20 protein-coding genes and 1 pseudogene are annotated in these 24,002 nt (G+C 56.6%); 8 read left to right on the top strand and 13 right to left on the bottom strand.

The annotated features are described in order from the left end of the window. Positions 1–35 precede the first annotated feature (35 nt). The gene (locus N018_RS13910; protein ID WP_024643775.1) at positions 36–716 is read right to left on the bottom strand and encodes a GntR family transcriptional regulator; all 681 of its coding nucleotides are present in this window, start codon (positions 714–716) and stop codon (positions 36–38) included. Between the two features lie 302 nt (positions 717–1,018). Between N018_RS13910 and N018_RS13905 the strand changes: the two genes are divergently transcribed. The 4 genes from N018_RS13905 (at position 1,019) to N018_RS13890 (ending at position 5,540) form a co-directional block, all read left to right on the top strand. Beyond that, positions 1,019–2,104 carry a phosphotransferase gene (locus N018_RS13905; protein ID WP_025389986.1) on the top strand — a complete coding sequence of 362 codons (1,086 nt, stop codon included), beginning with the start codon at positions 1,019–1,021 and terminating at the stop codon, positions 2,102–2,104. Positions 2,105–2,129: 25 nt separating this feature from the next. Further along, entirely contained in the window at positions 2,130–3,485 is a 1,356-nt protein-coding gene (locus tag N018_RS13900) for an aspartate aminotransferase family protein (RefSeq protein ID WP_024643773.1), read from the top strand. Positions 3,486–3,533: 48 nt separating this feature from the next. Beyond that, positions 3,534–4,202, top strand: coding sequence for a haloacid dehalogenase type II (locus N018_RS13895; RefSeq protein ID WP_024643772.1), 669 nt, complete (start codon positions 3,534–3,536; stop codon positions 4,200–4,202). 159 nt (positions 4,203–4,361) lie between these two features. After that, positions 4,362–5,540 (top strand): DUF2252 domain-containing protein, encoded by a 1,179-nt coding sequence (locus N018_RS13890; protein WP_024643771.1) that lies wholly within the window; start codon positions 4,362–4,364, stop codon positions 5,538–5,540. A 95-nt stretch (positions 5,541–5,635) separates the two neighbouring features. On the opposite strand, the gene tspO is transcribed toward N018_RS13890, so the two are convergent. Beyond that, the gene (gene tspO / locus N018_RS13885; RefSeq protein ID WP_024643770.1) at positions 5,636–6,076 is read right to left on the bottom strand and encodes a tryptophan-rich sensory protein TspO; all 441 of its coding nucleotides are present in this window, start codon (positions 6,074–6,076) and stop codon (positions 5,636–5,638) included. A gap of 293 nt (positions 6,077–6,369) precedes the next feature. Here tspO and N018_RS26555 point away from each other — a divergent pair, with 293 nt between their 5' ends. Continuing rightward, positions 6,370–6,828 (top strand): thiol-disulfide oxidoreductase DCC family protein, encoded by a 459-nt coding sequence (locus N018_RS26555; protein ID WP_080265603.1) that lies wholly within the window; start codon positions 6,370–6,372, stop codon positions 6,826–6,828. 9 nt (positions 6,829–6,837) lie between these two features. Here the strand turns inward: N018_RS26555 and N018_RS13880 are convergent, their stop codons facing one another. From N018_RS13880 to N018_RS13840, 9 genes are all read right to left on the bottom strand, one after another. Beyond that, a complete protein-coding gene (locus tag N018_RS13880; RefSeq protein WP_024643769.1) occupies positions 6,838–8,433 on the bottom strand; it encodes a gamma-glutamyltransferase family protein in 1,596 nt (531 codons plus the stop codon). Between the two features lie 31 nt (positions 8,434–8,464). Next, entirely contained in the window at positions 8,465–9,337 is an 873-nt protein-coding gene (locus N018_RS13875) for an ABC transporter permease (RefSeq protein WP_024643768.1), read from the bottom strand. After that, a complete protein-coding gene (locus N018_RS13870; RefSeq protein ID WP_024643767.1) occupies positions 9,337–10,281 on the bottom strand; it encodes an ABC transporter permease in 945 nt (314 codons plus the stop codon). The genes N018_RS13875 and N018_RS13870 overlap by 1 nt, the downstream gene beginning before the upstream one ends. Before the next feature lie 28 nt (positions 10,282–10,309). Continuing rightward, positions 10,310–11,812, bottom strand: a complete 1,503-nt coding sequence (locus N018_RS13865) for an ABC transporter substrate-binding protein (RefSeq protein WP_024643766.1) — start codon at positions 11,810–11,812, stop codon at positions 10,310–10,312. After that, positions 11,809–12,942, bottom strand: a complete 1,134-nt coding sequence (locus N018_RS13860; RefSeq protein ID WP_024643765.1) for an ABC transporter ATP-binding protein — start codon at positions 12,940–12,942, stop codon at positions 11,809–11,811. Before N018_RS13860 ends, N018_RS13865 begins: the two co-directional genes overlap by 4 nt. Further along, a complete protein-coding gene (locus N018_RS13855; RefSeq protein WP_025389985.1) occupies positions 12,939–13,955 on the bottom strand; it encodes an ABC transporter ATP-binding protein in 1,017 nt (338 codons plus the stop codon). Before N018_RS13855 ends, N018_RS13860 begins: the two co-directional genes overlap by 4 nt. Beyond that, positions 13,952–14,689 (bottom strand): FadR/GntR family transcriptional regulator, encoded by a 738-nt coding sequence (locus N018_RS13850; RefSeq protein ID WP_024643763.1) that lies wholly within the window; start codon positions 14,687–14,689, stop codon positions 13,952–13,954. Before N018_RS13850 ends, N018_RS13855 begins: the two co-directional genes overlap by 4 nt. Before the next feature lie 443 nt (positions 14,690–15,132). Further along, a complete protein-coding gene (locus N018_RS13845) occupies positions 15,133–15,987 on the bottom strand; it encodes a helix-turn-helix domain-containing protein (protein WP_025389984.1) in 855 nt (284 codons plus the stop codon). A 968-nt stretch (positions 15,988–16,955) separates the two neighbouring features. Beyond that, the gene (locus N018_RS13840; RefSeq protein ID WP_080265601.1) at positions 16,956–17,759 is read right to left on the bottom strand and encodes a helix-turn-helix transcriptional regulator; all 804 of its coding nucleotides are present in this window, start codon (positions 17,757–17,759) and stop codon (positions 16,956–16,958) included. Positions 17,760–18,530: 771 nt separating this feature from the next. On the opposite strand from N018_RS13840, the gene N018_RS13835 reads away from it, so the two are divergent. The 3 genes and pseudogenes from N018_RS13835 to N018_RS13825 all read left to right on the top strand — a co-directional run. Next, positions 18,531–19,694, top strand: a complete 1,164-nt coding sequence (locus N018_RS13835) for an efflux RND transporter periplasmic adaptor subunit (protein ID WP_024643760.1) — start codon at positions 18,531–18,533, stop codon at positions 19,692–19,694. A gap of 332 nt (positions 19,695–20,026) precedes the next feature. Continuing rightward, positions 20,027–20,632 (top strand): LysE family translocator, encoded by a 606-nt coding sequence (locus tag N018_RS13830; RefSeq protein ID WP_024643759.1) that lies wholly within the window; start codon positions 20,027–20,029, stop codon positions 20,630–20,632. 98 nt (positions 20,633–20,730) lie between these two features. Then, positions 20,731–21,425: pseudogene (locus N018_RS13825) on the top strand (helix-turn-helix domain-containing protein); the annotation flags it as partial. A 292-nt stretch (positions 21,426–21,717) separates the two neighbouring features. Here the strand turns inward: N018_RS13825 and adeC are convergent. Both adeC and N018_RS13810 read right to left on the bottom strand, forming a co-directional pair. After that, positions 21,718–23,136: an AdeC/AdeK/OprM family multidrug efflux complex outer membrane factor gene (gene adeC, locus N018_RS13815; protein ID WP_025389983.1), complete on the bottom strand. Its 1,419-nt coding sequence runs from the start codon at positions 23,134–23,136 to the stop codon at positions 21,718–21,720. Then, entirely contained in the window at positions 23,133–23,963 is an 831-nt protein-coding gene (locus N018_RS13810) for a helix-turn-helix transcriptional regulator (RefSeq protein ID WP_025389982.1), read from the bottom strand. Before N018_RS13810 ends, adeC begins: the two co-directional genes overlap by 4 nt. Between the last annotated feature and the right edge of the window lie 39 nt (positions 23,964–24,002).

Raw genomic sequence — 24,002 nt, 5'->3', positions numbered from 1 at the left:
ACGAAAACAGCTTGCCTGACAATTCAAGACGCGTATCAGGATCGACGTCGCTCAAACTGCGCTCGCAGCAGCTTGGTGCTCAGATCTTCCCAGTGCTCGGCAAACGCGACGCGAGCCGTCTCGAAATCCCTGCTGCGCAGGCACTCTATCAAGCGCTCATGGTCGGAGACGATCTCTCGCGGGTCTTCATAGCAGGGCTGCTGCAACACCAGCAGCAGTTCAATTTCGCTTTCGAGCATGGCATAGCTGCGCTGCAATCGCGGGCTGCCGCTAGCGCGGATAATTGCCCGGTGAAAGTCGCCATCAGCAGTGACGATTTCCGAGCGCGGTGCATTGGCGGGTGCGTTACGCAGCACTTCCACTGCGCTCAATGCTTCAGGCGGAATGACGCCATTGAGAATAATCATGCGCACCGCCTCGGTTTCCAGAACCCCTCGCAACCTGGCGATATCCACGATGTCGTTCGGCCCGAACTCGGGTATGCAAAAACCCCGATTGGGTACCTTCAGCAACAGGCCGAATGACACCAGCAATTGAGCAGCGCTGCGAAACGTGTTGCGCGCCACCTCGTACTCTTCCGCCATTCGCACGTCGCGCAAGAATTCACCGGGCTCGAAGTCCCCGTTCAGGATTCGGCCCTTGAGCTTTGCCGCCAGCACCTCGACCGCCGAAAGCTTGGCCGAGTGCGTTTCAATGTTCGTGTCGGGGAAAATCATTTTTTCTACAGGACCAGGGTTGTCGCTTGACCAGGGGCTGATTCTAATACGTTTCTGCGCGCGCATGCCAGCGTGCCACCTGTGGCCCGCTAAATTTGTCCAACAATAATCAAAATCAGTAAAAAATATTCTTTTATTTTTTGTTGTTATAAAACAATAGCTTGATTGTTTTTGCCGTCAGGAAAACGAGCTTTTTTCCAAAAAATATCTAAGAATCCTCTTTTAATATTAAAAATTGTAGCACAATATCTCGACACCAAAGACGTGCAGTGCATGGCTTGTCCAGGGCTTGGAGTTCTACAATGCGAGTGATTCTTAAAGACCGACTCCGTGAGGACCTTGCAGCATTGCAAGGAGATTTGGCGGCAACGTTCACTCCGGTTTCTTTGGAGGAAGGCGCCCAGATCCTGCGAGTGCATTTTGGGGTAAGTGGGACACTGACCCGGTTCGCGACGGAAAAGGACGACACGTTCAGGTGCGATGCCCCAGGCGGCAAGTCTTACGTTCTTAAAATCGCCAATCCTCAGGAAGTCCCGCTGGAGCTCTCGCTGCAGGTTGAGGTGATGCGCCATATCGAGCGCACGGCGCCAAATCTTCCGATCCCCAGAGTTTATCCATCCCTGCAAGGTGAATACCTGACGCGAATCACAACGCGCAATGGCGATTCAAGGCAGGTGCGGCTTATGAGCTACCTGTCAGGTACGCCTCTGGATAAAACGACGGTCAATGTGCAAGGGCGCGAGCATATAGGTCAATTGCTTGCCTGTCTCAGGCTGGCCACTGCCGATTTTTCGCACCCGGCAGAGTCGCGCGAGGTGTGCTGGGATGTTCAACATCTCAGCACGCTGAAGCCATTGATTAGCTTTGTCGCCGAGCCGCTGCGCCGCCATCAGTTAGAGAGTGCACTTGAGCGATTTTCCGAGGTTGAAGGTCTGATTGCCGGTTGCCGCCAGCAAGTGCTGCATAACGACTTCAATACATCGAATATCGTTATTGATCCGCACCAGCCGCAGTCGGTCAGCGGCATCATTGATTTCGGCGATACAGTCAAGACGGCCATTGCTATTGATGTAGCCACGGCAATGATGAACCAGCTGGGCACGGCCGGAGTCGGTGGCGATGTTGATATTTTCGCCCCGGCAAAAGATCTCCTGAGGGGATATCTGAGCGTTGCCGACCTGACCTCAGAAGAGCTATCGCTTATCCCGCATCTCGCGATGGCGCGCTTGACCGCCCGGGCGTTGATAACCACTTGGCGATCGCAGCTGTTCCCGCAAAACAGCGCTTATATCTTGAGAAATGCCGCTCCAGGATGGAGCCAGCTGGACTGGATGCTTAACCGGACACCCTCGCAAATGTCAGAACTTCTGATGTCCTTCACCGATTAATGCGTGCTTGTTAATGGGGTTTTAAATGAACAACTCAAACATCGAGGCTATCCGTGGCGATATGCCCAACGGGTTCAATCCGGAAAATATTGAACGTCTGGACGCGGCGTCGCGTGAGCACATTCAGCGCCGCATCAATCTGCTGGGCCCTGCCTATCGTCTGTTTTACAACGAGCCGGTTGGCGTGGTCCGAGCGAAGGGTGCTTACTTGTATGACAAGGACGGCAACGAGTATCTGGACGCCTACAACAATGTCGTTTCGGTAGGTCACTGCCATCCTCGTGTCGTTGCCGCAATTACTGAGCAGTCGAGTACGCTGTGCAGCCATACCCGGTACATGCAGGACGGGATTCTTGATTATGCCGAGCAACTGCGTGCAACCGCGGGCGGTGAGATGGCCGCTGACGGGCATTTGATGTTCACTTGTAGCGGTTCGGAAGCCAACGATCTGGCGTTCCGCATCGCACGTCATCACACCGGCAACACGGGCGTCATCGTTACAGCCGAGGCGTACCACGGAAACTCTACAACAGTGGCAGCGTTTTCACCCTCGCTGGGTGCCAACGCCAAACTCGATCCATTTGTTCGGCGGGTGCCCGCACCGGACTCCTATCGCATCCCGCGTGAAGCCCTGGGACGGTATATGGCAGACCAGGTCAGCGCGCAGATCGAGGATATTCAGCGCCATGGCGGCGGAGTGGCGGCTTTTATTGCCGACTGCCTGTTTTCGTCAGATGGCGTGTTCTGTGATCCGGTTGACGTGTTCGGGCCGATTGCCGAGGTGGTGCGCAAAGCAGGTGGCTTGTTCATCGCCGATGAGGTTCAGTCCGGATTTGGTCGCAGCGGCACGCATTTCTGGGGGCACCAGCGTCACGGTGTCGTGCCGGACATCATCACCATGGGCAAACCAATGGGCAATGGCTATCCCGTGGCCGGCTTGATGGTGCGCCCCGAAATCGTCGCGGGTTTTGGTCGCGACATGCGCTATTTCAATACCTTCGGCGGCAACAGCGTTGCCATTGCCGCTGCCCAGGCAACGTTCGACATCATTCGCGACGAGCAACTCATGCACAACGCCAACCGTGTGGGAGGGTTGATCCTTGCTGGCCTCAAAGACCTGGCCCTGCGCTTTGAACAAATCGGTGATGTACGCGGCACGGGCATGTACTTCGGCGTTGAACTGGTCACAGACCGTGGTTCGAAAGCACCGGACATGAAAACCGCCCTGCGCGTGGTTAACAACCTGCGTGAACAACGCGTGCTTATTTCCGCCACGGGACCAGACGCGAGCATCCTGAAAATTCGCCCGCCATTGATATGGACTGAAAAGGAAGCGGGGCGGCTGCTGGACGCCTTGGAAAACGCGTTTGTCGCATTGTAAGACAGCTGCTTGCTGCTATGACATCAACCCTCATCAAGGACTGCATTCATGAGCTTTCTTCGGCCTAAATACATAACCTTCGACTGCTACGGCACATTGACTAATTTCAAGACCGCAGCCATGACCCGCGAATTGTTCGCCGACCGCATCCCGGTTGAGCGCATGGATCAGTTCGTCAAGGACTATGCCGCCTACCGCCTGGATCAGGTGATGGGCGATTGGCGACCTTATGACGAGATACTCAAGACCGCCCTGGCGCGCACCTGCCAGCGTTGGAAGATCGAATACCGCGACGAAGGCCAGCTTTACTACGACGCCGTGCCGACCTGGGGGCCGCATCCGGATGTTCCGGCGGGCCTTGCAAAAATCGCCGGCAAGATTCCACTAGTGATTTTCTCCAATGCCATGGACGAGCAAATCATGTCCAACGTCGACAAGCTCGGTGCACCGTTTCATAAGGTATTTACCGCGCAACAGGCCCACGCCTATAAACCACGCCTGGCCGCGTTCGAGTTTATGCTCGACAACCTCGACTGCGGGCCGGAGGATGTGTTGCATGTTTCATCAAGCTTCCGCTATGACCTGATGTCAGCCCACGACATGAAGATCAAGCACAAGGCGTTCATCGCCCGAGGCCATGAGCAGCCAGCGCATGCCTCCTTCGGCTACCATCAGGTTCCGGATATCGGCGGTCTGCCTGGACTGGTCGGGCTGTAGTCACGGAGCGTTATCGAGGAGCCCGCGAGCAGCGCCAGCTTCGGCCCTCGATAGCCTTACAAGCGTCGGCAAGGTCAGGTCGTCCAACAAATTAGAAATATCTTGAAACATTCCAGCGGCATCGCGAGTCAATGGAATAACTCTCTTCAAGGTTTTTCGATGAAAACGCCCCGTCCCAACGCACGGCTTCAAACCCTGATCAACCTGCGCAATCTGAAGATGGCGCGCTCTGCGCATGCATTTGTTCGAGGCAATACTGCGCAATTTTATGAGTGGCTGCACAGTCAGTCAGGAAGACGCCTGCCAAGCGGCCCGCCCGTGTGGATTTGCGGGGATTGCCATGCCGGCAATCTGGGGCCCACCGGGGATTTGAAAGGCCGTATCGACATACACATCCGCGATCTCGATCAATCCGTGATTGGTAACCCTGCCCATGACCTGGTAAGGCTTGGCTTATCATTGGCGACGGCTGCTCGTGGCTCCGATTTGCCCGGAGTCACCACTGCACGAATGCTGGAAGAGATGATGCAAGGCTACGAGCAGGCGTTCATGAACACCGGCGATGAAGAGCCTGATCGCCCGGCACAGGTGAAAGCCGGAATGCGCAGCGCCGTACAACGGACATGGAAGCACCTTGCCGAGGAGCGCTTTGAGGACATGCGCCCGACGATCCCGCAGGGTAAACATTTCTGGGCGTTGTCTCGCGCGGAACGCGAGGCGATCAAAACGCTTTGCTCCACGCCGGATATCCATGCCTTGGTGACGTCGCTCAAGGGCCGATCGCCGGATGATCACGTGCAGTTACTCGATTCTGCGTATTGGGTAAAGGGCTGCAGCTCTTTGGGGCTACTTCGCTATGCGGTATTGATGAGCGTCGGTGACGACGATGATCAAGAGTTCTGTCTGCTGGATATCAAGGAAGCGGTAGCGGCCGCAGCTCCACGAACCGCCAGGGCGCGCATGCCCCGAGACAATGGCAAACGAGTCGTGGAGGGCGCCAGGCATCTTTCGCCTGGCCTGGGCAGCAGAATGGTTGCGGTAAGGATGCTGGATCACTCGTTCTTCATACGCGAATTGCTTCCTCAAGACATGAAGCTGGAACTTGATGAACTCACCCAGCCGGAGGCCATGCAGGCCGCCGCTTATCTCGCGAAAGTGGTTGGCATCGCCCACGCCAGACAGATGGATCTGGCAACACGCACCGCGTGGATCCGGGATCTACAAACCAATCGGTCCCAGACGCTGGATGCGCCGTCCTGGTTATGGTCGAGTGTTGTTCAGTTGGTAGGGAGTCATGAACAGGGCTATCTGGAGCACTGCCGACGTTATGCGATGTAAAGCTTTGGGCTTCATGAATTAACAAACAAGCAGGCGAGTTCAGCACTAGAGCTCGCCAACCAGTCAGTTTCCGGGCTACTGATCACGCTCATGCGTCATTTGTTGTGACGCAGAATGGAAAAGTTCAGCGCAGCGGCCACTGAGAGCCACACCAGATAAGGGAATAAAATGAGCCCTGTCACAACATCTATCTGCAATGCCATCACTACCATCACCGCTACAACGATCCACAGCACAGCAAGAATGATCATCGAAGTAACGATCCGGTTCGCGCCAAAGAATACCGGCGTCCACAAGGTATTCAATGCAATTTGAGCGGCCCACAAGGCCAGCACGGTCTCGCTGCCAGGCAGCAGCGTCAAGCGATAGCCTGCCCAGGCGAGCAGCAGATAGATCGTCGTCCATGCCACTGGAAACGCCCAGTTTGGGGGAGTGAAACCAGGCTTTTGAAGCGACTCATACCACGCCCCAGGCTTGAAGATGATGCCGGTTGCTCCGGCGGCGGCGCAGGCTAGCAGGAAGATGTAGAAGGTCATGTGTTGTCCTGGGTTGAAGTGGCATGGGGCTGGAGAGGAGTGGTGGTCTGAACCACAGCTGCTTTGCTCCTGCTACCAGCGGTTAGCCGGGCTGTTTTAGGGGTGGCTTTCCGATTAGTCAGCAAGCCGCCGCGAATATCTCCAGTTTTTGCGAATTCCGGCTTCAATTCGAGTCTGAGCGTTCCTTGTTGGGGCATCACAACCGGTCCATGGCCATGGCTAAGCAGCACCGCCCATTGCCAGCTGGTTTTTTTGAGAATATCGTGTAAAAAACCTATACAAGGTATTTATCCGTGTACAAGAAAACCCAGTGGCCACTGACGCTTTATTTTGACGGAGAGTGTCCACTCTGCGCTCGAGAAGTGAAGATCCTGCGCGCGCGCGCTGCAGCCGAGCGCCTTCTTTTCGTCGACATCAGTGATGAAGCCTTTGACGCCAAATCGCTCGGATTCACGCTTGCGCAAATGGAGTCCTCATTGCACGCCAGGTTTGCCGATGGAGCTTGGGTCACGGGCCTCGACGCGACGCTCTGGAGCTGGCGAGCAGCGGGCCTGGGTGTCTGGGCTGCGCCGTTGTCATGGCGGTTGACCAGGCCGTTGCTTAATATCGGCTATCGTCTTTTTTGCCGCTGGCGTCCGCATTTGGCGTGGTTGCCTCATCCTGACGGCAGTGCTCGCTGTCGGGGCGACAGCTGTGCTGTTTCGGGAACCGACCGTGCTGCACACGATCGGTCTCCGTCTGACAAGGGTTAGACGTCGCGCTCAATAAGCCGCGACCACCCCATCCTTCCTCGGATCAGTCCCGCCCACATAGCCATGCGCCGTGCGCTGGATAATCTGCGCACCGCCAAAGGCAAACACGCCGCTCGGTTCTTCGACATCAATATCATGGCCTTTGGCGCGCAGTGCTTTGACCACTTCAGGGTCAAACGCGCGCTCCACCGCGACTTTCAGGCCCGATTCGATCCTCCAGCGCGGCGCATCGGCAGCGGCTTGCGGGTTCTGCCTGTAGCGCAGGATGCGCATCATCATCTGCAAATGACCCTGCGCCTGCATCGGGCCGCCCATCAAACCGAATGACATCAACGGTGTACCGTCGGCATTCATCACAAAGCCGGGGATGATGGTGTGGAACGGGCGCTTGCGCGGTGCCACGTAGTTGACGTGCTGTGGGTCGAGAGAGAAGCCTGCGCCGCGGTTCTGCATGCTGATGCCGGTACCAGGTACCACAACACCCGAGCCGAAGCCCATGTAGTTGGACTGGATGAAGGAGATCATCATGCCGTTTTCATCAGCGGCCGACAGGTACACCGTGCCACCCGGCTTTGGCGAGCCGTGCCCCGGATTGGCGGCCTGATCAGTGACCAGTCCGGCGCGCTCCATCAAGTAGGCCTTGTCCAGCAAATCATCGGAAGGCACACGCATATGCTCGCTGTCGGCGACGTGTTCGTCGAGGTCGGCCAGCGCCAGTTTCATCGCTTCCAGCACCGGGTGTACGGTCTCAAGGCTGTCTACCGGGTGTTCACCGACACCCAGTGCTTCGAGCATGGTCAGGCCCGCGAGTGTGGCAATACCCTGACCGTTAGGCGGCAGTTCGTGAACCACGGCACCGGCGTACGGCACTGACAGTGTTTCGATCCAGTCCACGGTATGCGTCGCGAGATCGTCGAGGCTCATCACGCTGCCATTGGCATTGGCGTGGGCGATGATTGTTTGCGCCAGTTCGCCACGATAGAACGCTTCGCCTTTGGTCTGTGCAATCAGCTCCAGCGTGCGGGCATGGTCCTTGAGCTGGATTTTCTCCCCGGCCAACGGCGCCTTGCCATCCGGCATGAAGCACTCGGCGAAACCGGGTTGATCCTTGAGCAGATGCGAGCCGCGTTTCCACAGTTCGGCGATGATCGGCGTTACCTGATAACCATCGCGGGCGTAGCCAATCGCGGGCTCGGCCAAGGTAGCGAAGGGCAGTTTGCCGTAACGCTCGGACAATTCGACCCAGGCCGACACCGCACCCGGTACGCTGACCGCAGGCCAGCCACGTTGCGGCATCTGGCTCTGTCCCGCGAAGTAATCGGGCGTCCAGGCTTGCGGCGCGCGGCCGGAGGCATTCAGACCTTGCAGTTTGCTGCCGTCCCAGACGATGGCGAAAGCGTCGCTGCCAATCCCGCAACCGGTGGGCTCGACCACGGTCAGCACCATGGCCGCAGCGATGGCGGCGTCGACCGCATTACCGCCACGGCGCAGCATGTCCAGCCCGGCCTGAGCGGCCAATGGCTGGGAGCAGGCGACCATGTTGTTGCCCATCACCGGCGAGCGTGCCGAAGCATAAGGTTGGCTGTAATCCAGATCATCGAACATAAGCGTTTCTCTTTGGCAGAAAACGAACGGGTTAGCCCTTGGGGTCCAGCGCATCGCGCAGGCCGTCACCCAACAGGTTGAAACACAGGACCGTGATGTAGATCGCCACACCGGGCGCAATCGACATCCACGGCGCCTGCTCCATGAAATTCTTCGCCGTATTGAGCATCGAGCCCCAGGACGGCGACGGCGGTTGCTGGCCCAGGCCGAGGAACGACAGGCTGGCCTCAGCCAGAATCGCCGACGCGATGGTCAGCGTCGCCTGCACCACCAGCGGCGACATCACATTGGGCAGCACGTAACGCAGGATGATCCAGCGATCCGGAAGACCAATGGCGCGAGCACCCTCCAGGTAATCCTCGTGCTTGATCGACAGCACTTGGCCGCGGGTCAATCGGGCAAAGATCGGCATCGCTGACAGGCCGATAGCGATCATCGCGTTGGTCAGGCTTGGGCCGAGAAAGGCGCCCAGTGCAATGGCCAGAACCAGAAACGGACAGGACAGCAATGCTTCCATGACCTGCGAAATGATCATGTCCAGCTTGCCACCAAAGTACCCGGCCAACAGGCCCAGCGGCACGCCGATAAACATGGCTATAGCCACCGAGACAGCACCGGCCAGCAGCGAACTGCGAGCGCCATACAGCAGACGCGAAAACAGATCGCGGCCCAATTCGTCGGTGCCCAGCCAGTAGATCAACGAGGGCGCTTTACGCACGGCGAGGAAGTTGGCTTTGAGCGGGTCATGGGGCGCGATCCACGGCGCCAGAACGGCCGCCAGAACAAATAGCAGCAACACCGCCGCACCAATCACCGCGCCTTTGTTGGCGAGGAATTTGTTCAGGAACGGTGAGCGGCTGCGGGGCAGGGTCGCGCTGTGCGGGAGGCTGGCAATAGCGGTCATCATGCAGTCCTCAGACGCGGATTGATCAGGCGGTAAAGCACGTCGGCAAGCAGGTTCAACAGCAGAAAGCCAATCGCGACACACAGCACCACGCCTTGCACCACGGCGTAATCACGGTTGAAAACGGCGTCGACGATCATCTTGCCGAAGCCAGGAATACTGAACACCTGCTCGGTCAGCACTGCGCCGCCCAGCAACTCACCGAACAGCAAGGTCGTCAGCGTCACGATGGGCATCAACGCATTGCGCAGCGCATGCTTGAGAATCACCGTGCGCGGGAACAACCCTTTGGCCCGGGCAGTACGGACGTAATCGGTGCGTAACACTTCGAGCATGGCGCTGCGTGTGTGGCGCATGAGAATCCCCGACAACCCGGCACCCAGGACGAACGCTGGCAGGATCAAGGTCTTCAGGTTTTGACCGAAGTCCTCACCCATGGGCACAAAACCGGAGGCGGGCAGCCATTTCAGTTTCACCGCGAATATCATGATCAGCAGGATGCCCAGCCAGAAATGCGGAATGGAAATCCCCGACAGCGCGACTACGTTGGCCCCGTAATCCACGACGGTGCCTTTGCGCACCGCCGAGATGATGCCGGTGGGAATACCGATTAGTAGCGCGATCAGCAAGGCCAGTACCGCCAGCTCAATGGTCACCGGCAACTTGGACGCCAGTAATGTGGTCACCGGTTGCTCGGTGCGCAACGAAGTACCGAAGTCGCCGGTCAGCACGTTGCCGACCCAGTTCAGGTATTGCACCGGGAGCGGGTCATCGAGCCGATATTTATCGCGCAGGTATTCCATGACCGCCGGATCGCGTTCTTCCCCGGCCATGGCCAGCACCGGGTCACCCGGCAGCAACTTCTGCAGGGTGAAGACGAACAGCGAAACCAGAATCAGTGTCGGTATCGAGCTGAGCAGGCGTCGCAGGATGAACATCAGCATGCCGGAACCTCGCAGGTGCGTCCGTCAATCATGGCTTGAATGCGACATTGGCCAGACGAATCAGGCCGTCCGGGTTCGGTACAAAACCGGTCACGTTGTTACGCATGGCAATGATTCGCGGGTCGAAATACAGGTAGGTGGTCGGTACCTCATCGGCCAACAAGCGCAGCGCTTCGTTGTACAGTGCCTGACGTTGTGCAACGTCGTTGACGGTACGCGCCTTGTTCAGCAGCTCGTCGAGTCTTGCATTGCAGTACTTGCCGTCGTTCTGGCCGCCTTTGCAGGTCACGAACTGATGGATATCGCCATCCGGATCAGGACGGCCCGACCAGGCGCTCATGCCTATCTGGAAATTCCCGCTTGCCTGTTCGCTGAGCATCGTGGCGTATTCAGTGGCAATCAGGTTGACCTTGAAGCCGGCTTCTTCAGCCATGGCCTGAATAATCTGCCCGACCTGCTGTGCAATGGGGTTGTTGGCCACTTTCAGGTCCACCGCCAACGGCAGTTTCACACCGGCCTGTGCCAGCAGCGCCTTGCTTTTCTCGACATCGCGAGGCGGGATCGGCAGGTCCTTGTCGTAATACGGGCTGTTTTTAGGGAATGGCTGGGCGCTTGGGGCGTAGAGGCCTTCGAACACCACCTGGTTAATGGCATCGCGGTCGATGGACAGCTCAAATGCCTTGCGCACGCGTTTGTCTTTGCCGATCGGGGAATTGGCTTTTTCACCGTTGCCGATGTTGAACATCAGCTGCATGTAGCCCAGTCCCGGCGTGTTATAGATCATCAGCTTGCTGTCGCCCTTGACGGTTTTCACGTCGGTTGGCGCAACACGCTCGATGATGTCCAGGTCGCCGGAGCGCAGGTTGGCCAAGCGCACTGAGGTATCCGGAATCGGCAGGAACACGACTTTGTCGAAGTGATAAGCCTGTTTGTTCCAGTAGTTGTCAAAACGCTCCAGCACGATGCGATCCTGCTGCACGCGCTGCACGAATTTGTAAGGGCCTGAGCAGGCAGGGTTGGAGGCGAACTCGCCTTGCGCAGCTTTCGGCGCGAGCATCATCCCGGCGCGGTCCGAGAGTTGTGAAACCAGTGTGGCATCGGCCTGTTTGAGTTTGATAGCGACGGTTTTTGCGTCGATCACTTCCACGCTGTCCACTGAGGCCAGCTCGCTTTTGCGCAGGGAGTCGGGCAGGGTGCGGGCGCGATCGAGGTTGAACTTCACCGAGGCGGCATCAAACGGTTCGCCGTCGTGGTACGTCACGCCTTCGCGCAAGGTCATGGTCAGGGTTTTGCCGTCCTCGCTCCAGTTCCAGGCTGTGGCCAGTTGTGGCGCGTAAGTCAGGTCCGGGTTGACGTCTACCAACTTGTCACATAGCGCGGTGTACACCAGGCGGCCGGAGTAGGTGCGCGAACGATGCGGATCAAGCACATCGGGATCGTCCTGAATGCCGACGCGCAACGTCGATTCGGCAAAGGCGGCGTGGGTGGCCAGCAATAACAAGGTTGCTGTCATGACGCGTGCAATTTTCATGGCTGGCTCTCCGCTGCGAGGGATTGATGGTGCTTGAACAGATTCAGGCGCTGTGTGTAAGCGGCGCTGGGTGTCGGAAGGATCAATGTGCCGCTGCCCGCGTTGGCGATTTCACGCCAGAAGTGGCAAGCCACATGGCGTTCGGCCTCAACGGTTTCCATGAGCGGCGCAGCTTCTTTGCACAGCGCACGGGCATGCGGGCAACGGGTATGAAAACGGCAACCGGAAGGTGGCCGGCTAGGGCTGGGCATGTCGCCGCCGAGTAGCGGACGCGGCTGGCGCAGGTCCGGGTGGCTGACCGGCACCGCAGCCATCAACGCCTGGGTATAAGGATGCAAAGGGGCTTCGAACAGCGCGTTGACCGGCGCCAGTTCAACGATTTCACCCAGATACATCACCGCCACGCGGTCGCTCATGTGGCGGATCACGGCCAGTCCATGGGCGACAATCACCAGCGTCAGGCCGAACTGATGCTTAAGGTCTTCAAGCAGATTGACCACTTGCGCCTGTACCGAAACGTCCAGCGCCGAGACCGGCTCGTCACCGAGGATCAAGCGTGGCTCGGAAGCCAGAGCACGCGCGATACCGATACGCTGGCGCTGACCGCCGGAGAATTCATGCGGATGCCGACCACCGTGCTCCGGAGCAAGCCCTACCGTACGCAGCAACTCGGCGACCCTGGCCTGCCGGTCGCTGCGGCTGGCTTTGCTGTGCAGCCAGATGGGTTCGCCAACGATGGATTCCACGGTCATACGTGGATTAAGCGAAGCGAACGGGTCCTGAAAGATGATCTGCAAATCACGACGTACCTGACGCAGCTTTTCCGGCGTCAGGTTGGCCAGGTTGCGGCCCTCGTAAATCACGTCACCCGCAGTCGGTTGCAGCAGGTTGAGCAGCAAGCGGCCGAGGGTTGATTTACCCGAGCCGGACTCGCCTACCAGTGCCAGCGTCTCACCCTTGCGGACTGACAGGTTGATCTCATTGACGGCCTGTACCGGCGGCTTCTTCGGCTGCAAAAGACTACTTTCCACGGCGAAGTGCTTGCTCAGGCCGATGCCTTCCAGAATGGGTTTTTGCGCGTTGCTGTCGGGGCTGACGCGCACGGTGATGTCTGGTTTGGAAAGGTTCACGCACTGACTCCCACATGCTGTTCCAAAGGTGCACGGATGCACGCGGCGAAGTGTCCGGGGGACAACTCAAGCAGCGGCGGGCGTTCGTCTCTGCATTGCTGGATCACGAACGGGCAGCGCCCTGCGAAACGGCAACCGCCAGGCATTTCTGCAGGCGTAGGCACTCGGCCGTTAATGGTTGCCAGGCGGCCTTCACGAGGACCGATAGAGGGCATCGAGCCCATCAGGCCGATGGTGTACGGATGCTGCGGATTATCGAACAGGGTCTTCACCGGGGCGCTTTCCACCACGCGCCCGGCGTACATCACCATCACGTCGTCGGCGACTTCGGCAACGACGCCCAAATCGTGGGTGATCAGAATCATCGCTGTGCCGGTCTCGGTCTGCAGGTTGGCGATCAACGAGAGGATTTGCGCTTGAATGGTTACGTCCAGCGCAGTCGTCGGTTCGTCCGCGATGATCAGCGCCGGGTCATTGGCCAGCGCCATGGCAATCATGGCCCGTTGACGCATGCCTCCGGAGAGTTCATGCGGGTAGGCGTCCAGTCGCTGGCGAGCGTCCGGCACGCGAACCTTTTCGAGCATTTCCAGGGCCCGCTGGCGAGCGTCCTTGTTTGAGAGACCTTGATGACGGATCACACTTTCCGCGATCTGCTCACCAATGGTGAAGACCGGGTTCAGCGAGGTCATGGGTTCCTGAAATATCATCGCCATGCGGTTGCCGCGCACGTCCAGCAGACGCTCTTCGGACATGCCCAGCAAGGCTTCATCGATCAGCAACGAGGCGCTCGCGCCAACCTCGGCAGTCGCGGGCAACAGGCCCATCAGTCCCATTGACGTCACGCTTTTGCCACAACCGGACTCGCCAACGATGGCCAGGGTCTTGCCCCGTTTAACGGTAAACGATACGCCGTCGACGACGTTGGCAGGGGCACCGGCAAAGCGTACGGTCAGGTCGCTGACGCTGAGCACGGTGCTGTCGCTGGCTTCGATAAGGTGGGCGGTGGCTTTCATGAGCTGGCCTCCAGATCTTGATTGATGACGTTGTCCAGCGCCTGTTGCAGCGCCCGCAAATGGCCGCGCATGGCCGTTGCGGCCTTGATCGGATCGCGCGTTTCGATAGCGCTGACGATGTCATCGTGATCGTGGCTATACGTGTCGAGGCGGTCGGTGTTGCGTGCCCGTTGACGCAGATCTCGCCAGGTCGGGTCCAGACGGATCGCATCAAGCATTTCGAAGATGTCCAGCATCAGACGGTTGCCCGCTGCCTCGGCAATGGCCCGATGGAGAGCGCTGTCCCATAGCTCAATGCCTTCGGCATCGGTCTGCTCGGCGACCTGCTGGTGAGTGGTGCGCTCGGCAAGGCGGCGCAGAATCGCCATCTGCTCACCGTTGGCTCGGACGGCGGCCAAAGATGCCAATGCCGGCTCCAGATGCAGACGCGCCTCCATGACCTCACTGAAGTTGGTCCGGCTGGAAAGCCGGGCGAAACTCATGGCAGCGCTGGGCGGGGTGGGTCCGACAAAGGTGCCTTTGCCTTGCCGCCGCCAGATCTGCCCTTCGGCTTCCAGCACCGACAGGGCTCGACGAACTGCGCGTCGGCTAACCCCGAAATCGGCTGCCAGATCCCGTTCAGTAGGCAGTGCTCGCTGGGGGAATGCAGCGTGCTGGGCGACCATCTGCCGTAAGGCGTCCAGTGCCAGTTTCGAAGAGTTGTCGATGAGGGTGTCAGGTTCGAACCTTTGCATCGTGGTACTCGCGCCAGACCGGAAAAAAATGCCTTGAACTAGCTATAGGCAGAGATTCGAGGCAAAAGGGCTAGTGCAAGAGCGATGCCAATGGAAATTGGTTCGGTTAACTATCAGTTGCAACGAGGTCGGCGACTGCTAAACGCCAAGGTGGGTGGGCCAATGTTCAAAGGTTCGACCGTTTGGTCCAGGGTATGAAAAGAGGATTGGTTCGCAGAGGGGTGAACCAATTTTACGAACGAGGCGGATTTTGTTGCATCAATGCGGGCACGGTGCGCCAGCGAGGCGCGTCTTCAGCAAACCCGGACGAATCAAAATCAGGCAGCTATTTGCGGAGGGAGCAGCGGTAACGAATCGAGACAGGGGTATAAACCGTCGACAAGCCGTACCGCTGCATAAAGAGAAGTCTTTGAAAGTGACGCACCAATAACGCCGGCCTCTTCTCAGACAGCCTGCTGAAATATCTCGACAGCGACGGAGTGCTGCACCCTGTGTGCCGCATGCAGCCATCGAAGCAATGCACTACGACCACCGATGCCCATTTTCACCGCTGCGCGCTTGAAGTAGCTTTCTACCGTGCTGACCTTCAAATCAAGCCTTTCCGCCAGTTGAGGCACTGTGAGACCGGCCAGCAGCCCCACGCAGACTTCAGTTTCGCGCGAAGACAGACTCAGTCCCGACGCCTCAAGGCGGCCAAGGAAACGCTGGCGCAGACCTTCCATAGCATCAATTTTTTTCAGGCTTTTCGCGGCAGGCGAAGGAATTTTCGAAACAAGGGTAGGGGTTACGGTTGCAATGTGTTGCTTCACGATGGGCAACACGACCCAGGATAAGTCCCTGAGCCGGGCTCGCTCCTGACTGGTGAAGGCCTTGGCAGAGGGGGACCGATAAACCGACAGTACATATTGCCCCTTGCCGGGGTACGCAAGGTGTACCTGAGGGAGAGAAGCATGAGAGGGCAGATCACCTGGCTTCTCTTGCGCGTTGTAGGCGGGTGATTCAAATCTGATGGATCTATCGACGCGTGTATTTGCCAGCTCTGTCGGACTTAATAGAACAGGCTCCAGACGTCTGCTATCGATACTCTGGTTGAGCACCTGGTGCAAATTTCCACCAAAGGCGCCAACGGGAGGCGCGTCGGTTATTTCACCCGTGGATCGAGCGAGTCCCTGAATTACATGTGTAGCATCCACGGGCAGCGAGGCTGTGATCATCTCGTGGAGCAAGCGGGCGAAATGGCGGCTTCCAATACCAGAGATCACTTTACCGAGATGCGGGAACAGCTGTTGCATGTTCATCGTGGTTCCTTTTTCCGGTTATCAAATAGACGCGCGAAGGCGCATCCTTGATGTGGCAGATGAATGAGTAAATGTATTATCTTCTTCGAATTTCAAGGTCAAACAGGTTATATGTAGACTGTCATACAAAATTAAAGCTACTGATCAAGCGGTTAAAAGTTAGGCAATAAGAGCGCCGAAGAGCATGCAATAATAAAAAGTCAATGCGGTTACGAAAAGCAAGAACGTTAACCATAAGCCATACACTTCCTGACCGTGACATTGTCATCAATGTTTATTGAATCTTATGTGCCTGCCGGCGAAGTGGGTAAATGCGAATCACTCTGAATAGTTAAGGAAGCACCTGGCAATAAACGGCCCACAACACGCCACCGTATAGCCAGCAGTAAATATTTAAAAAAACCCAATGGCATAGGCATGAAGGTCCACTCCTATAGATATCCATGTTGACAGCGAACCCAGGCAGGTCGCTGGCCATACAGCATCGCTTTTTATATTAAGGCAGTCATATCAGTCACAAGAAACTTAAAGAGTTCTGCTGTGTGCTGTGACCAAGAACTACCCATATAGTTCATGATTCACGCCGCAATTACAATTAAATTCATAAAGAAAAGAGACAAAGCTCACAATGTGGTTTTCCATAACACAGCGTGGTGTCATTCAGCATGCTCTCACTGGATATGCTGTCCGGCATGCAGAAGCGCACGAGCGCTTTGACCAACCGCGCCGTACTATATTATGAGGTCCGATAGCAAGTGATGAGGACTCACTGGGTGCATTAGCGAACACGGGGCGGAGGCGCTTAATAAAATCCTTCGTATAGATAAGTTTGTTATTTATCTCCTGCTGGCGTTCGTAAGGATGAGTGTTTAGTTCTCTTGGGCGCTAAACAGACGCCTCAGTTGGTTTAGCAGGGTGCCACCATATTGCCACTATCTTTGGATCCTATCAGGGTTGTGCAGCAACGCTCAAGCTATTTGAGTTACGCCTGTCAACCACTTGACCAAGCCGTGTCGCCCCCTCACGCCAAGCTTCGCTCCGGCGCGCTTCAGATAGGTCTCGATGGAGCTGTTTTTGACGTGAAGTTTGTCGGCCAGCTCCGGAACGGTCGCGCCAGCCAGTATGCCAAGGCACGTTTCCTTTTCACGCAACGACAACCGGGCCTCCGAATGACTCAGCTTTTCGTTGAATTCACGTTGAAGCTGCTGCCCGCCCTGTGTAACGGCTTCGTTGTCAGCATGCGCATTGCACAATGTACGTGTTGCCTGGGCGTGGCGCTCCACCAGGGGGAGAAGGGCCTCTGAAAAATTCTTCAAAAACGATAATTCGTGAAGTGAAAAGTCACGTTGCTGGCGGCGGTGCAAGGAAATAACACAACGCCTGTTCGACTTGCGCGACACAAGATTGCAATGATAAGTCCCCGCTGGACCAGAGCTGACGGGTCCAGCGTTGATGGGTGGCTTCAGATGGATGAGCAGAAAATCTTCTACATTGAGCATTCGAGCGAGCAGCGTCTCCTGGTCCTGCGGAACAGTCAGATTTACCGGCTTCTGCTCGGCGCTTTCTTGCCCCAGCGGATGGATGCTGACAACAGCTCCTGCAATTTCGTCAATCGTCCATTCACTCAGGTCCAGGAAATCGATCGGGACGCTGGCCGCGATCATCTGATACATATTCGAAGCGAATCCGGCATCGCCCACGCTTGAGATCAACGTTCCCAATTCCAGAAAATACGCTGACTGATTCCCCGTCATTCTTGGATTGGCTTCCATTACACATTTGCCCCCATGGCGTTAGTCTCCAGCCCAACAAAAGCGACTTCGCATACAGGACGGACCTGTCCATGCTTGGCAACAAGCTTACTGTATGATTGTAGGACAATGCTACTAGTACACTTGTGAATTTACACACTGCGGCCATTCACAGTCTGTAGGGGAAAGGGGGGACAAGCGTCTTGCTGCAGGTCATTAATCCAGGTTCGACAATGTCCGCTAGTCCTTCCCAGCGCCCACAAGGGTGATCCAGTATTACGTCTCAGAATAAACATACCTTTTAGTTCGTGGTGCCTAAAAGAAATCAGGTAACTATAATAACCAAGCGGTAAAGTTTATAGAGAGACACCGCACTCGTATTCCCCGCCAAGAAAAATTCTCGGCGTCCTTTGCCTGACGGGCTCGCTGTATCGTGCTCACTGTATGTTTCCTTTTGGCGCTCCAGACACAGCGAGTCTGCTGCGTGTTTCGCGGTGCCCGAACAGCTAACAGTATGGCTGGGGGGAGGTGACGGACGTGTTAAAGCAGCGTTTCATGCTGATGATTTAATTGGCGAATGAAGCAATCGTGGAGCGCCGGGACGATGTCCCTGAATGCAGGGACAGACGCCTGTCCGCCCTGATGTTTCCATTGCTGCGTGGCTGCAAGGTGGGTTCCGGACTCACAGGACAGTCGTGATGGCGAAATGGAGATTTTCATGTACGTCCTTTATTTCAGTGTTGAGCAGTTGATCCATCCGCGATTCGGAACGCACAGTGAGCGGGAATTACAGTGAGGATTTTCGGCTTTATCAAGAAGTTGAATGTCCGCAAAGTCCTTCTCAGGATCGTATTGATCGATCTGGCTGTTTCGCTGGCTGGCTATGTCTTATACCGCGGCGCCAGCACGCAAGAAGAGCCTGCTTTTTTATCAGCCGCAGCGGAAATCACAGACATTGAGTACGCCGTAATCGCACAAGGCGTGCTGCAGGGCCGTAATCAGGTGGACGTAGGTGCCCAGGTTTCTGGGCAATTGCAATCACTGAAAGTCACACCAGGTGACAAGGTGAAAAGAAACCAGCTATTGGCCGAGATCGATCCGCTACCCGCAAAAAACGCGTTGCGGCAGGCGGTTGTCAAAGTTGAACAGCTCACTGCTGAGCGGGACGCGACGGTTCATAAATTGAAACTGGCCGGGTCGAATGACCGCCGATATACAGCGCTGGGTTCAACGACGGCAGTGTCCAAAGCGGACCAGGATAAAACCCGATTTGAATTGGAGACCGAACGTGCAAACCTGATTTCGCTCTCCGCACAATTACACACGGCCCGCATCAAGGAAGATGCCGCCCGCATCAAACTCGAGTACACACGCATCCTCGCGCCAATGGATGGTCAGATCCTCGCTATCGTCACCCAGGAAGGCCAGACGATCCTCGCAGATCAACAGGCACCGGTCATTCTGAAGATGGCGCAGCTCGACACAATGACCGTGAAGGCGAAAGTTTCCGAAGCTGATGTGCTCAAGATCAAACCAGGTCTTGCGGTCTACTTCACTATCCCAGGCGATCCGGACACACGCTATAACGCGACCCTCAGCAAGATCGAACCTGGCCCTCTGGATGTGGCAAGCCAGTCCGGCGGAACAGGCGAAAACAAGCAAGCGGTCTTCTATAACGCTCTTTTCGATGTCCCCAACCTTGAAAACCGGTTCTACATCAACATGACCGCTAACGTCAGCATTGTGCTCGAAGCAAAGGAGGCCGTATTGACGATCCCTGTTGCAGCATTGGGTGAGCGACGGGAGGACGGTACTTACAGCGTACGTGTGCTGGGCGAGGACAACGAGCTCAGGACCGCGTACGTGGGGCCGGGAGTCAATAATCAGGTGAGGGTTGAAGTGCTTTCCGGGCTGAAAGCCGGTGACAGGGTTGTCATTGGTGAGATGGGGGGGTGAAGAAAGAGCGCGGCGGTATAACAACGATGCTGTGTATGCCAATAAATACACATGGGTAAGGTGTCATTCAAAGTTGAGTCGATGACTGAAAAGCCGCACACGTCTGATCAGGTTCTGTACGGAAAGTCGGCGAGCGAAGGCGAGCACAGCCACTTAGGTAAAGAGCCTAATTAATTGAGCGTGTATCTCTTGATATCACAGCGGAAGCGTATTGAAAGTCGTTGCCTGTTTCGCGCCTTCCTTGAAGGCATGAGCGTTTGCTCATGTGCCAGTAGTTTTCACGTCTGGGAACCAGGCGAGTTGAAAAATAAATCTATTTCGGAGTGATGGGTATGGCCATGTATTACGTTGCAATTGCGATGCTCACCGTGCTGCTGGTGCCAGGGCCGACCAACTCGCTGCTGCTGCAATCCGGGATCAGTCGCGGTCTGGGCATGTATTCGCTGAAGCTGGTGGCTGCCGAATGGGCGGCTTATGTCATTCAGATTACCGCGTGGGGTGTGTCCATTGATGCGCTGATCGAAAACTATGGCTGGGTGGTAGTAACGACCAAAGTTCTGGCTGCGATGTTCCTGTTCTACATTTCTCTGAAGCTGTGGTTTTCGATTCATCAGGACGCCGACGGAAAGCCATCTCCTATTTCGATCTCCGCATTGTTTTTGGCAACACTCAACAATCCGAAAGGGCTGTTTTTCGCGACGCTCATAGCCCCCGCAGGAACCTTTTTGCACATGGAAAGCTATCTTTCCTTCATGACCGTCTTTTCCTCGATCGTTCTTCCCGTCGGTATGGTGTGGGTCGTATTGGGTGCTGTTTTTGGCAGAAGTCTGCCCTCGATAATGTCGGGCAATCGCGTCAACCGATTTGTTTCATTGGTCATTGGGCTGTTCGCGGTGATTGCTTTGTATAACGTAGCCGCAACAACTATTTTCACCTGATATGCACACAGCGGTCGGATCAGCCAATAGGCCGTCTCTTAAATAACTTTTTAACGTGTGCTGTGCTTCTGTGGTTAATAAGGTGCTGGAGTAGTGACATGAGCTACAAGGACATCTTGCTAAGTGAAGATGAGGAAGCCGAACTAAGCCGGCGGCTGGGATCAGCCACGGTCAGTCAGCGCGAAGGCCGTCGGGCGCAGGTGATTTTACTCGCTGCACAAGGGTGTTCTCGTGGTGAGATTGCCAGGTTGACCGGTCTCTCGGTTGTTTCAGTCACGCGCTGGTGCAAGCGTTTTCGAGCGCTGCGTCTGCAAGGTCTGGTGGATATGCCTGGACGGGGCCGCAAGCCATCTCTGCCAGCCGAAGCGTTGAAACAAACCCTTGAGCAAGTCACTCAGCCCTGTATTGGTAGCGCTCGCTGGAGCTGCCGAAGCATGGCAAAACTCGTCGGTATATCGCCGGCCAGCGTCCAGCGCATATGGGCTGCCAACGAAATAAAGCCGCACCTGACACAGGCGTCAAAACTGCCCATCGATCCAGACGTGGCAGCGAAAGCCCCGGACCTCATCGGTGGAATATCTGAAACTCCCGAATAAGGTGTTGGTGCTCGGTTGTGATGAGAAATTCGAGGCACAGCCCCTGGACCTCAATGACCCAGGGCTGACTGTCGAGGGCGTACCTGTCCGTATGCAATCACACGATCAAGTCCGCAGTGGCACTGGCTCTAAATGCCGTGGAATATAGAGCGAGACGCTTGATCAGTTCCATTGAGTGCCAACATCGGCATCCGCAATAGCTGAAATTCCTGAACTGAATACCCGCGCGAAAGTGGTTCATCATCCGACTCACCCGCTACGCCGGAGTGTTCTTAGCCAGGATTGGAGGTTGGCTCCGAGCGCGCAGGAACCAGATCCCGTGCCGAATAATAACCCTGCACCAGGCGATTCTTGGCCCGGTACTCGCACATCACAAGCAGAGTATCCGGGAGAGGAGTGACTGTTGGTTCATGCTTGACCACCATGATCTTGCCGCCCGAACGAAGGCGTACATGTGCTCCAGGTTCAAATATGTCCATCTTCAGTTCCTCACAAGGGTTTTGATGTACGTTCCGTCCAGCCGCCGCCCAGCGCCTTGTAGAGATTGACTTCGGCGGTCAGCTGCGACAGTCGGTCTGTGATCAGGGTTTGTTGAGCGCTGAACAAGGAGCGTTGGGCGTCGAGAAATATCAGGCTGCTGTCGACGCCAATGCGGTAGCGGCGTTCGGCAAGGCGGTAATACTCCTGGTTGGCCTGTACAAGGTCGCTCTGCGCTTTCAACTGACGCTTATAGGTCTGGCGCGCAGCCAGACCATCAGACACCTCCTGAAAGGCGGTCTGTATCGTTTTTTCGTACTTTGAGACGCTGATATCTTTCTGGATCTTCGAGTAATCCAGGCTTGCCCGCAGACTGCCGGCGTTGAAAATCGGGATATTGATCTGCGGTGAAAACACCCAGCCTCCCGAGCCACCTTTAAACAGGCCAGACAGCTCGGTGCTGGATGTACCAGCGTTAGCCGTCAGGGTAATGCTCGGGAAGAAGGCCGCGCGCGCAGCACCGATACTGGCGTTGGCCGACTGTAACTGGTATTCGGATTCGAGAATGTCCGGGCGTCGTTGCAGCAGGTCGGAGGGCAGGCCAGCCGGTACTTCGGCCAGCCATTCCTCGGACAGCGGGCGATTCGGCGCGCTGTCCGGGACCGCCGTGCCGACCAGCAAGGTCAGGTTGTTGAGATCCTGTGCGACCTGACGCTGGAACGTCGCCAGACTTGCCCGTGCGCTCTCCACCGAGGTGCGCGACTGGGCAAGGTCCAGGGAGGAGGACGCGCCGGCTTGCTGGCTGCGATTGGCCAGGTTAAAGCTCTTTTCGTAGGACATCAGCGTGTCCTGACTCAAGGCAAGTAGTTCCTGGTCAGCGCGCCAGGTAAGGTAGGCGGTGGCGACACTCGCCACCAGGCTTAGCTGAGTGCTGCGCCGGGCTTCTTCGCTGGACAAATAGGTGAGCGAGGCCTGATCGCCGAGGCTGCGTATCCGTCCGAACAAATCCAGTTCGTAGGAACTGATACCCAGCGTTGCCGAGTAGCTGCCGCTGGTGACCGGACTGCCGGTCTGCGTGATGCTCGCGGGCAGGCGCTGTCGGGTACCGCTGCCCGTGGCACTGATCGCGGGAAACAGATCGGCGCGCTGAATGCGGTATTGCGCTTGATACGCCTCGACGTTGAGGGCTGCCACACGCAAGTCACGATTGTTGAGCAGGGCGCTTTCAATAAGCTGTTGCAGCGTCACGTCGCGGAACAGGTCGCGCCATCCCATGTCTGCTGCCAGCGGGCCTGAGGTTGCTGGCCCGTAGGCGGGAGATTGCGGGTAGTGTGCGGCAACCGGGGCTGCCGGGCGCTGATAGTCCGGAACCAACGAGCAGCCGCTCAAGGACAGCGCAGCAAACAGCCAGGCGCTAACGGACTTGCTCATTCTGAACCTATCATCCACTTGGCCAACCCATGTCGACCGCTGATACCCAGCTTGGCTGCGGAACGTTTGAGGTAGGTTTCGATAGAACTGTTCTTGACGCAGAGTTTTTCTGCGATCTCGGGAACTGTCGCGCCAGCGAGGAATGCCAGGCAGGCCTCCTTTTCCCGTGCCGAGAGCGCGACGTCGCAGGCACGCAAGCGTTCGGTGAACTCGCGTTGCAGATTCATGTGCTCAATGGAAGCCAGGCCCTGCGACAGTACGTCTCCCGCGTTTCTCATACCGGATTTACGATGGGCACGGGCATGCCGCTCCGACAGAGGCAACAAGACCTCCGAGAGGTATTTCAAGAAAGACAGTTCTTGCAACGAGTAATCTTTGTCGCCTTGCGGACGGTGCAGTGATATCACACAGCAGCGATTAGCCTTGCGCGAGATCATGCTGCACTGATGGGAGGTGCCGAGATGGTTATTGCCGTTCTCGTTTTTCATCCGTGCGTTCAGGTGAATCAGTAGATCGTCCTCCGCTTCCAGCACGCGCTTGACCAGCGGATGATCGTTGCGATGCCTTGCCTGGGTCGGACACAGCGTTTGCATCTGCGGACTCAACTCAGCGCCCGCATACCCCAGCAGCTGTACATCGCTTACCTCCGATTGACTGTCATCAACGGTCCACTCGCTCAGTTCGACACGGCTGACGGCCAACGATGTGTTGATCAATTGGTGCATATTGCTCAGAAACATTTCATCTCCGACGCTGGATACCAGCTTTCCGAGCTCCAGATAAATGTGCGGTTTCACTTCATCTTTGGCATTCGCTTGTCGGTTCATACGTCTACTCCTGTAGACAATAAGTTGCGTGCAATTCTT

It is taken from the genome of Pseudomonas syringae CC1557 (assembly GCF_000452705.1).
GTDB lineage: Bacteria > Pseudomonadota > Gammaproteobacteria > Pseudomonadales > Pseudomonadaceae > Aquipseudomonas > Aquipseudomonas syringae_F.
Note: the sequence above shows the minus strand (reverse complement) of the source record. Positions and strands in the feature narration are given on the sequence as shown.